We start from the raw sequence: 9990 nt of genomic DNA on the forward strand, positions 1-9990 counted from the left end.
GCTCAGGCGCAAACCCTCCTCTTCACCCCGGGGGGCGGGGTCGGGACGCGTCCCGACCCGGCCGGTGTTCCTCTCGCTCCCCCTTCGGGGTCAGGTCCGGAACTGTCCGGGCGTCCGGCCGGGGCCGGCGGGCCCCCGGTAGGCCTGGGCGATGTCGAGCCAGTGGTCGGCGTCGGCCCCCACCGCGGTCACGTCCAGGTCGTCGCGGTGGCGGCGGCGCGTCACCAGCAGGCAGAAGTCGACGGCGTCCCCCGTGATCAGCTGCTCGGCGCCGGGGGGCCCGAACTCCCACTTCCGCCCGGAGGGTGAGGTCAGCTCGTACGCGAACTCCGTGTCGGGCGGGGTGAGACCCCGGGACTGGTAGCCGAACTCCCAGGTCAACGCGGCGAACCCCGCCACGTGGCCGATGCGGTCGGTGCGCTCGGGGGTGACCCCCAGCGCGTCCGCGATGTCCTGGCCGTGGGCGAGGACCTCCATCATCCCCGCGCAGGCCAGCACGCCCGGGGGGATCGGGCGCACGAGCCAGGGCACGGGCTGGTCGGCCGGGGCGGCGGCGAGCTTCTCGACGGCGAATTCCCGGTCGGCGCGCCAGCGGGCGAGCAACTTCTCGGGGTCGTCCAGGGGGTAGGTGGAAAGGACGGCGTTGACGGCGCCGTCGAAGTCCTCGGCCGCCTCGGCCGTCATGGCGGCGAAGGCCTCGGCGTCCGAGGCCGCGGTTCCGGCCAGGCGGAAGACGAAGGACAGGTGGGCGACCTGGTGGGCCACGGTCCACCCGGTGGCCGGGGTCTCCCGTGCCCAGTCGGTCCGGTCCAGGTCCGCCACCAGTGCGTCGATCTGGGCCGCCTCGGCGGCCAGGTCGCTGATGACGGCGGGGAGTTCGGTGATGACGTTGGGGATGCCGTTCACGTGTGGTTCCTCTCGTTCTCCGGTGGTGGGTGCGGGGGTCCGGTCTCCCCGGTCAAGGCGGTGTGGGTGGACTGGCGGGCTGCGGCCATGGCCGCCCAGGAGACGGCCCGGACCAGGGCCGGGTCGTCGGCCCCGGCCTCCCGGCAGGCGGCGATCGTGTCGTCCGTGACCTGGTAGGAGGCCCGCGCGGTGAGCAGGGCCAGGCGTCCGAGGGCGCGTTCGGACGGCGGGAGCGCGTCCAGCGGCCCGTCCGTCCAGGAACTGCTGACACCGGCGGGTCCGGTGCCGTGCTCGCCCAGGTGTCGGAGGAGCAGGTCCCGCACGCGGGCGGTGAGCACGCGCTCACCGGCCGCGTCGACGGCGGCGGTCGCCGCGGTGAGGGCGCGCAGGACTCGGGGCTCTCCGGCGGCCCAGGCCAGGTCCGGCGGGGTCGGGGCCCGCAGTGCGGCTTCGGGCAGCAGGTCGAGGGCCGCGCCGGGGGCGAGCGGGCGCCCGGAGCCGGAGGCGATGGTCGCCGCCGTCGCCCGGCGCAGCATCCCGCGCACGGCCGGGGGCGCGAAGGCGGGCAGGGGCGACTCGGGCAGGAACACGTTGACGAGGCGGTTGATGTGATGGAAGGTCAGCACCACGGCCCCCAGCTCGGCCCGTTCGGCGGGGTCCGTCGGCGCGGGGAGCCCCGCCCAGGGCCCGCCGCCGTCGGAGCCACCGCCCCCGCTGCCCCCGTCCGCGGCGCCGAGGACCCCGAGGGTGGCACCGTGCACCTCCACGCAGTAGGGACAGGTGTTCTCCCGGGAGACCGCGGTCGCCACCGCCTCCCGGGCGGCCCGCCCGGTGCGGCGCGGGACCAGCAGGGACTCGCGCAGGGCGACCCAGGTGGCCGCCGCGCACTCCGGGGCGGGCGTGAGCAGGGCGACCGGCGGCGCGAGAACGCCGAAGTCCCGTTCCAGCTGCCGGTGGAGGGCGGCGGTCGCGCCCCGGGCCTCGCGGGGGGCGACCGGCCGCACATGACGCACGTCGCGCAGTGACCGCCGGACGGCGGCCCTGATGAGCGTTCGGAGCACGGGGTCACCTCTCGTCGGTGTTCTGGTGGTCGCCGGACGTTTCAGGTCCTCGGTGCGGCCTTACCGAGGACCTCCCCGCGCCCCGACGTGGCGCCGTCGGGGGCGGGAGCTCCGTAGGTGACGTCGATCCCCCGTGCCCGGGCCGCCTCGACGATCCCGGGGACGGAGCGCTCGGCCAGCGCGGCGATGGTCATCGCGGGGTTGACGGTCAGGGCGCCGGGGACGGCGGAGCCGTCGGTGACGAAGATCCCCGGGTGGCCGCGCAGCTCGTGTCGGTCGTCCAGGGCCGAGGTGTGCGGGTCGTCCCCGATCCGGCACGAGGCGAGCGGGTGGACGGTGTACGCGCCGACCAGGTCGTTGGTCCAGGGGGCGACGCTGGCGATCCCGTCCTTCTCCAGGATCTCCTTGACCTCGGCGTCCGCGCTCTGCCAGCCCTTGAGGGTGTTCATGGTGGGCCGGTAGCTGAGCGGGCCCCTCCCCAGCATCTGCTGGGAGAGGCGTACGGCGTTCCCCGCGGGGGGCGGGGCGCCGAAGACCCCCTCGTTGTCGTCCTCGCTCATGGTGAAGACGATCAGCCACGACTTCCAGCGGCGCATCATCTCCTTCTTGTCCGCGCCGAACCACGACGGCGCCGGGGCGCCGGGGACCTGGGCCAGGACCGTACCGAGGGCCGGGGGGAAGTAGAGCTGTTCGAGGGAGTAGCGGGAGTACTCGGGCAGCGAGGCGTCCAGACGGTCCCAGTTGGCGACGCAGGGGCCCTTCCCGACCTGGAAGGCCTCGTAGGCGCGCAGCTCGTCCCGGGACAGGCCGAGGACCTCGCGCACCTTGTCCTCGTCGACCACGGCGGTGTTGAGGCGCTCGCCGTTGCCGGAGAAGTAGCGGCCGACGGCGTGGGGCATGGCTCCGAGGCCGGCCTCGGAGCGCTTGAGGATGACGGGCGTGGCCCCGGCCCCCGCGGCGAGCACCACGATCCGGGCGTCGATGGCGCCGGACCCCCGCCTCACCCGGTAGTCCTCGTCGTCGATGACGTCGTAGTGGACCCGGTAGCCGCCGTCGTCGGTGCGGTCCACCCGCTGCACCTCGTGCAGCGGCCGGATCTCGGCGCCGTGGGAGAGCGCCGCGGGGAGGTAGTTGGTCATCAGCGACTTCTTGGCGTCGAACCGGCAACCCGCCATCATCCAGTTGCAGTTGACGCAGGTCTCCTTGTCGATCGCGACGGGGACCGGGTTGGCGGTGCGCCCCGAGTGGTCGCAGGCGGCTCCCCAGAGACCGCCCGCGTAGCTGACGTCGGACCAGTCCTGGGTACGGACCCCCATCGCCTCGGCCACGCGGTCGTACCAGGGGTCGAGGGAGTCCCTCGTGATGGCGGACGGCCACATGCGGCGTCCGATGGAGCCCTGGCGGTCGAAGACGAAGCGCGGCGCGCGCGGCAGGGCCGCGAAGTACACCATGCTCCCCCCGCCGACGCAGTTGCCGCCCAGGACGCTCATCCCGTCCCCGACCGTGAAGTCGAAGACCCGGGTGTAGGAGGAGCCCAGGAGGAAGTCGTGCTCGAACTCCTCGCTGCGCAGCCAGGGGCCGCGTTCGAGGACGGTGACGCGCGCCCCGCCCGCGGCGAGGTGGTAGGCGGTGATGGCTCCGCCGAAGCCGCTGCCGACGACGAGGACGTCGGTGTTCTCCGTGGTGGTCATGCGGGGCTCCCCGAGGAGGTCGTGTCAGGGTGGAGGCGAGCCAGCGGCCTGCCGTAGGAGTACTCCGTGAAGCGCAGCAGGCCGTCGGGGTCGGGGGCGGCGAAGCCCATGGCCCGGAGCCCGGGGTGCCCGGCGGCGATCGCGGCGGGGGTGCTCATGTGGGCGGCGCTGTCGTAGGCCATGTTGCAGAAGAGCGCGAGCATCACCCAGAACTCCCTCTCCGGGTGCCCGGGGGCGGTCAGGGCGCGGACCACGGCGGTGCGGTCCTCGAAGGGCAGCTGGACGAAGGGGGGCTCTTCCCCGGAGGGTGTGGTGCCGTTCTGCTCGGCGTGGCGCGTGGCGTGTGCGTTGAGCAGGTCGACGAAGTCGTCCAGGCCCTCGGTCACACCGGTGGCCGGGTTCTGCAGGAGCTCCAGGGCCCCGGCCTCGACCGCGCCGGCATCGTGGGAACGCCCGGCCACCGCCACGTCGTCCGGAGCGCGTTTGGCTCCCGGGAGGATGGTGTCCGCGAACGCCTCCAGCGTTCGTGTCCGGACGCTCGGGGCGTCACCGGTGTCCGTCGTCATGGTGGTCTCCTCTGCGCTGTGGGGGTGGCGTCGGGCGGGACGGGTACGGGTCAGCCGTCCTGGACGCGGCGGATCGTCATCGGGAGCCCTCCCCGCACGCGCAGCGAGAGCATGGGCTCGGGCACGACCCGGCGTCCCGGCGCGAGGGTGAGGCGCAGTTCCCGGGAGACGCTCGCGAGGACGAAGACGGCCTCCAACATCCCGAGGTTGCTGCCGACGCAGACCCGCGGGCCCGCACCGAAGGGGATGTAGGCGTACCTGTGGCGGTCCTCGCGGCGGTCGGGGTCGAAGCGCTCGGGGTCGAAGCGCTCGGGGTCCGCCCACGAGCCGGAGCGCCGGTGGAGGGTGTAGGGGCAGATCAGCACGTCCGACCCGGCGGGCACGTGGTAGCCGCCCACCTCGTCGTCGGCCAGCGACTTGCGGGGCAGGATCCACACCGGCGGATACAGCCGCATGGTCTCCTGGATGACCATCGTGGTGTAGGTGAGCCCGTGCAGGTCCTCGTAGGTCGGCGGTCGGTCCCCGAGGACGCGGACCGCCTCCTCCCGGAGCCGCTCGGCGGTGCCGGGGTTCTGGTCCACCAGATAGAAGGCCCAGCTCAGAGTGCTGGCCGTGGTCTCGTGGCCGGCGAGTAGAAGGGTGACGAGCTCGTCGCGCACGCGGCGGGAGCGGGCGCCGGGGTCCGGCTCCGAGGCGGCGTCCGCGAGGACGCGGGAGAGGGCGTCGTCCGCGCCGTCCGAGGGGACGCGGTCCCGGACGAGGCGGCCCACGATCCGCTGGAGTTCCCTCCGTGCCCGCCGAAACCTCGTCTGCGTGGGGAAGGGGAGCCACACGGGCAGCCCGTTCATGGTGACCATGTCGAGCATGGCCTGGTCCTGGACGGCCTCGAAGGCGCCGCCGAGGGTGTCGAAGGCGTGGAGGTCGGTGTCCAGCAGGGTGTGGCCCAGGACCCCCAGCGTCAGCCCGGTGGCCTCGGCGGCCACGTCCACGGGACCCTGGTCCGCCCGTGCCCGCAGCCGGTCCACCAGGGCGGCGGCCTCCTTGGCCACGATGTCGGCCTGACCGGCGATCCGCTTGTGCCCGAACACCGGGCGCATCGTCCGGCGCTGGGCCTTCCACAGGTCGCCCTCGCTGGTCAGCAGCCCGTCTCCGAGCGCGCGCTTGGCGTGGACCTGGCCGATCCCCTTGTGGTAGTTCTCGCTGTTCTCGGCCAGCACACGCTTGGCGTGGTCGGGGTGGTTGAAGAAGTACAGGGTCTTGGGTCCAGCGACCATGCGCACGGCGTCACCGTGGTTGTCGACCGCCGTGGTCATCATCGCGAGCCGGTCTCCGACGAGGTCGCGCAGCATGCCGGGGCCCGCGGAGAAGGGTGTGCGGGGCGGGAGCCGTAAGCCCGCGCGGGTCATGACCCTCCCCCTTCGCGCTGGGCGAACTCGTCCGCGAGGGCGGCCCGCCAGACCTCGTACCGGGGCCGCGCGGGGCCGGTCCCCACCCCCGTGCCTTCGGGGGTCAGGTCGCGGGACAGGCGTGCCGCCTTCTCCGCCTCCATCCCGCAGAGCACGGAGGTGCCGAGCTCGGTATGGGGCACGACGAGTCCGGCGCGGACCCTGGCCTCGGCGGCGAAGGCGCTGCCCTGCGCGAGGGACCAGCGGTGCTCCCCGGCGAGGTCGCGGAGCCTTCGGAGCTCCTCCTCGTCCGCGCCGCCCGCGTAGGTGGCGGCCAGGCCGAGGCCCGAGTAGAGGTCGGACCGGCGGCCGGCGGGGAACGACTCCACCAGCCTCGCGGCCTGGTCCGCGTCCGTTCCGGCCACGAACCACAGGGCCCGTCCGATGCCCTGGTCGGCGGCCCGGAGGGCGTAGGCGCCGTCTCCGGTCCGCCGGGCCGCGCGGGCGTCGCGGGCCTGGCCGTGCACGTACTTGTCGGTGTGGAAGTAGGCCTGGTGGAAGCCGTACCCGTCGTGGACCAGCCAGCGGTGCAACGGGTCGAGCCGGCGGGTGTCGGGCCACAACGGCCAGGGAAGGCGGGCCATGGCCCAACCGATCCCGACATAGGCCATGTAGACGTGGTCGGCGCCGGGGCCGGCGAGAAAGCGCTGCGTCCTTCCCCCCTTCAGCGACAATCCGTCCAGAAGGGCGAACCCCATCGCGGCGCCCTCGTAGGCGAAACCCCGATAACGGGTGGCCAACGCACTGAGTCGTTCGTCGGTCCTCTCCGGCGACGCGGTCTCCACCGCGTCTCCGAGACCGGTGAGGAAGGACTCGCCCACCGTCTCCAGAACACTGCGGCCGACCGGGCCCTTGTCGTGGAATCCCCTGGTCTCGAGTTTTGTCTCGGATACGTTCGGAGTGATGATTCGACGCCGAAGCGCACCTATCACACTGGACAATTCGTCCTCCCGCCTGTCACGACGGACGTGGTCGTTTTCGCTTTCCATGTTTCTCCGGCACGGGCCCGGGGTCTACTCCGCAATTGCCGTTGCGTCTTCTCACCGGAAGTGGGCCCTGATCCCGGCCCGCCAGACCTCGTACGCGGGTACTCCGCCGTGGCGCCCCGGTTCGACCGCGTGCTCGTCCGCCAGGCGGGCCGCCTCGACGGCCCCCATCCCGGTCAGCGCGCGGACGGCGTCCTCCGAGTGGTCGGGGACGAAACCGGAGAACACCCGGGCCTTGGCCGCGAACACGGCCCCCTGCGCCATGTGCGGCCCGGCCGCGTCGGCCGACCGGAGCAGCGCCGAGAGCGCGTCGCCGGCGGCGCCCCCGGCGAAGACCGCGGCGAGTCCGACCCCGCTCCACAGGTCGGCCCGGCGTTCCTCGGGGAAGCCCGCCACCGCTTCGGCGACCGCGTCGCAGCGCGCGCCCTGGATGAACCACAGCGCCCTGCCGACGCCCTGGTCGAACGCGCGGGGAAAGTAGTCGGGGGAGCCGAGCCACGGGTAGGGGCGGGCGGTCTCCTTGCGGTCGACCCAGCGCTCTGTGTGGAAGTAGGCCAGGTCGAACCCGTAGCCGTCCACGGCGAGCCAGCTCATCGTGGGGTGGTAGGGGTTGTCCGCGAGCTCCGGCAGGACGCCCTTCCACAGAGGCCTCGGCAGCCGGGCCATGGCGAACCCGATCCCGATGTAGGCGAGGAAGGTGTGCGGCCTGCCGGGCCCGAGCATGAGTTCGCGCGTGCGGTCGGACCTGCCGGCCGGGAGCGCGTCGCGGACGGTGAAGGCCATGGTGGCGCCCTCGTACGCGAAACCGCGCAGCGCGGCGTCGACCGTCTCCAGCCGGTGTTCGGCCTCCCAGAGGTGCCGCGCCTCCATGCCCCACTCGAATCCGCAGATCACGGCCTCGGGCACTGCCTCCAGCCCGCGCGCCGCAGGGGAGTCGCGTCCTGGGAAGCCCCTCCCCGCGAACCGGACGTCGGCCAGGGACGGTGTCAGCAGCGCGCGGCCCACCGCGCGCGGGACTGCGCCCAGCACGGCTCAGGCCACCGTCTGCCGGAGCCGGTGCACCCTCAGGTTCCTGGCCTCCATCGCCGCCGTCGTGTCGGCGAGGGTCACGGCGACCGGCGGGTCCGTCTCGGCCGCGGGTTCCAGCGGCAGGCAGACGTAGGTGTTGAGCCCGGAGACGACCTTGGCTGGTCTGCGCGTGACGGCTGTGAGCACCGGGGCGTCGGCGCTCCTGGCACCGTGGGGCATCGCCACCGCGATGAGGTGGTGGGCCCCGCAGGGCACGCCCGAGACCTCGAACTCGGTCCTGCCGCGCGCGGACAGCGCCTCGAAGGCCACGGGCGCTCCCTGGGGGGTGGCCTCGGAGAACACGCCCACCATGACGTCCGCCCTGCCGACGGCCTCCGGGATGTCGAGTGTTCCGCGCACCGAGGTGGTCCACTGTCCGGGGCGTGGCCTGTTCCGGCACGCCTCGACCATCTCCCCGAGCTTGGGCAGTCGGGCGAAGTCGTGGGAGGCGGCGACGAGCAGGCGGGAGACGGCGGGGTCCCGGTACTGGGTCGGTGACATCCCGACAGCGCGCGTGAACCTGCTCGTGAAGGTGCCCACGCTGTTGTATCCGACGCTGCACACGATGTCGGAGACGGTGAGGTCCGTGGTGAGGAGCATGCGCTTGGCCGCGAACAGGCGTACGGCCGTGAGATAGCGTCCGGGAGTCAAACCGGTGGCGCGGGAGAAAATGCGCGAGAAGTGGTAGGGGCTGACGAAGACTTCAGCGGCGATCTCGTTCAGCGTAATGGGCTCGTAGTAGCGGCTACGAATGGCCTCTACAGCTTGGCGAACAGATTTCTCCATTAACGTCTCCCCATAGGAGTTCAGTCACGGGATACCGGTGCGAAACTCATTGACAGCACAAGCGGGCACACCGGAGGAACACGCCGGAGTACACATGGAAAACGACAAGGAAAAGCAGAGTTCCCAGGACCGGACACTCCACCGAAGGGCGGTGTGGAATTTACCCGGTCACGCTTTCGATACGAGGATCAGAATCGGCGGACATATAATTCACCGACCCTTCTACTCGCTTCCCACCAACAGGAGCCCCCCAAGCCCCGCCATCACCGCCCCCACCACCCCCTCTCCCAGGCACTGCTCTATCGTCACACCGACGACCGCGACTCACATCTTCCAGATTGCGACATCTACTCCGAAATCACACCAAAAAATCATCACTAAACCCACCAAAGTGCCCTACTTCGTAGGGTGGTCAAATAGTGACCCAGAGACACGATCCCCTCCTGTCACCGGACCAGCGAGATCACCACAGCATGCACACCCACCCGTCCAGCCCCATTGACCACAAGCGGCCAACACTGGTTTCCGCGTGGAAATTATTGGGAAAAATGGCCCCTCCGGCCGCACGGGGACAACGCGCCGCGTCGAACGCGAACGCCGTGTCAATCACTTTGAGTAACAGTCGCAGGCAGAGTGGGCACATAACGCTGTGATGCCATTAGTCGGGCTATTTATAGGGTGATTGCATCAGGCCGATGCGGCCAAGCGTGAGTGTCAGAAAAAAGCTGACCACAAGTAGACCCCGTTGGTACGCGGGCCCAATATCGATTTATGAGCCCACGTAAGTCCGACCCCCGACTACGCTCCGTTCTGATCAACACCGCCGCACGGCTGCTCTCGGACGAGGGGCCGCAGGCCCTGTCCACACGGCGGATCGCGCAGGAGGCGGGCAGCTCCACCATGGCCGTGTACACCTATTTCGACGGCATCGGCGGCCTGGTCCACGCCATGGTCCACGAGGGTTTCGCCCGGCTGGAGGAGCACCTCACCAGCGTCGGAGCCACCGAGGACCCCGTCTCCGACCTCGCTCTCCTCGGCCGCGCGTTCCGCCACAACGCCTCCCACAACGAGCACCTGTACGCGGTCATGTTCGGCGGCTGCTCCCTGGCCGGTTTCCGCCTCTCGGAGGACGACAGACAGCACGGCCGCTATACGCTCCGCAACGTCACGGCGTCCGTGAGCCGGTGCATGGCGGCCCAGCGCTTCCACCCGGCCGACCCCGAACTGGTCTCCCACCGCCTCTGGTGCGCCGTGCACGGACTCACCACCCTCGAACTCGGTCTCTACCTCGTCCCGCCCTACGACGCCGACCGGTGCTTCGAGGACCAGCTCGTGTCCCTCATGGTGGGCTGCGGAGACGCACCCGAATCCGCCCGGCTGTCCGTGGAGGACTCCGCGGGACGCCTTCCGTCCCTGGGCGCCGTCGGAGTGTGAGGCTCCGGGACCGAGCGCCACCACCCGACCGGGGGGCCACCGGCCCC

At 71.6% G+C, this 9990-nt stretch carries 9 protein-coding genes; 1 reads left to right on the plus strand and 8 read right to left on the minus strand.

The window, feature by feature from the left end:
- Positions 1-90 precede the first annotated feature (90 nt).
- Genes ACFWTE_RS25375 through ACFWTE_RS25410 form a run of 8 tightly spaced genes read right to left on the minus strand, consistent with a single transcriptional unit; the run spans position 91 to position 8509 of the window.
- A complete protein-coding gene (locus tag ACFWTE_RS25375; RefSeq protein ID WP_378782407.1) occupies positions 91-906 on the minus strand; it encodes a TIGR03084 family metal-binding protein in 816 nt (271 codons plus the stop codon).
- Positions 903-1967: a carboxymuconolactone decarboxylase family protein gene (locus ACFWTE_RS25380; RefSeq protein WP_378782408.1), complete on the minus strand. Its 1065-nt coding sequence runs from the start codon at positions 1965-1967 to the stop codon at positions 903-905. The genes ACFWTE_RS25375 and ACFWTE_RS25380 overlap by 4 nt, the downstream gene beginning before the upstream one ends.
- A gap of 41 nt (positions 1968-2008) precedes the next feature.
- Positions 2009-3658 carry an FAD-dependent oxidoreductase gene (locus ACFWTE_RS25385; protein ID WP_378782409.1) on the minus strand — a complete coding sequence of 550 codons (1650 nt, stop codon included), beginning with the start codon at positions 3656-3658 and terminating at the stop codon, positions 2009-2011.
- Positions 3655-4224: a DUF5987 family protein gene (locus ACFWTE_RS25390; RefSeq protein ID WP_378782411.1), complete on the minus strand. Its 570-nt coding sequence runs from the start codon at positions 4222-4224 to the stop codon at positions 3655-3657. Before ACFWTE_RS25390 ends, ACFWTE_RS25385 begins: the two co-directional genes overlap by 4 nt.
- Before the next feature lie 50 nt (positions 4225-4274).
- Complete coding sequence (locus ACFWTE_RS25395) at positions 4275-5630, minus strand: cytochrome P450 (RefSeq protein WP_378782412.1); 1356 nt, start codon at positions 5628-5630, stop codon at positions 4275-4277.
- Positions 5627-6658 carry a DUF1702 family protein gene (locus ACFWTE_RS25400; RefSeq protein ID WP_378782413.1) on the minus strand — a complete coding sequence of 344 codons (1032 nt, stop codon included), beginning with the start codon at positions 6656-6658 and terminating at the stop codon, positions 5627-5629. The genes ACFWTE_RS25395 and ACFWTE_RS25400 overlap by 4 nt, the downstream gene beginning before the upstream one ends.
- Positions 6659-6709: 51 nt before the next feature.
- Positions 6710-7684: a DUF1702 family protein gene (locus tag ACFWTE_RS25405; protein WP_378782414.1), complete on the minus strand. Its 975-nt coding sequence runs from the start codon at positions 7682-7684 to the stop codon at positions 6710-6712.
- 3 nt (positions 7685-7687) lie between these two features.
- Positions 7688-8509 (minus strand): helix-turn-helix transcriptional regulator, encoded by an 822-nt coding sequence (locus ACFWTE_RS25410; protein ID WP_378782415.1) that lies wholly within the window; start codon positions 8507-8509, stop codon positions 7688-7690.
- A 771-nt stretch (positions 8510-9280) separates the two neighbouring features.
- Here ACFWTE_RS25410 and ACFWTE_RS25415 point away from each other — a divergent pair.
- Positions 9281-9943, plus strand: coding sequence for a TetR/AcrR family transcriptional regulator (locus tag ACFWTE_RS25415; protein WP_378782416.1), 663 nt, complete (start codon positions 9281-9283; stop codon positions 9941-9943).
- Positions 9944-9990 lie beyond the last annotated feature (47 nt).

The sequence above is a fragment of the Nocardiopsis sp. NPDC058631 genome (assembly GCF_042716955.1).
Lineage (GTDB): Bacteria > Actinomycetota > Actinomycetes > Streptosporangiales > Streptosporangiaceae > Nocardiopsis.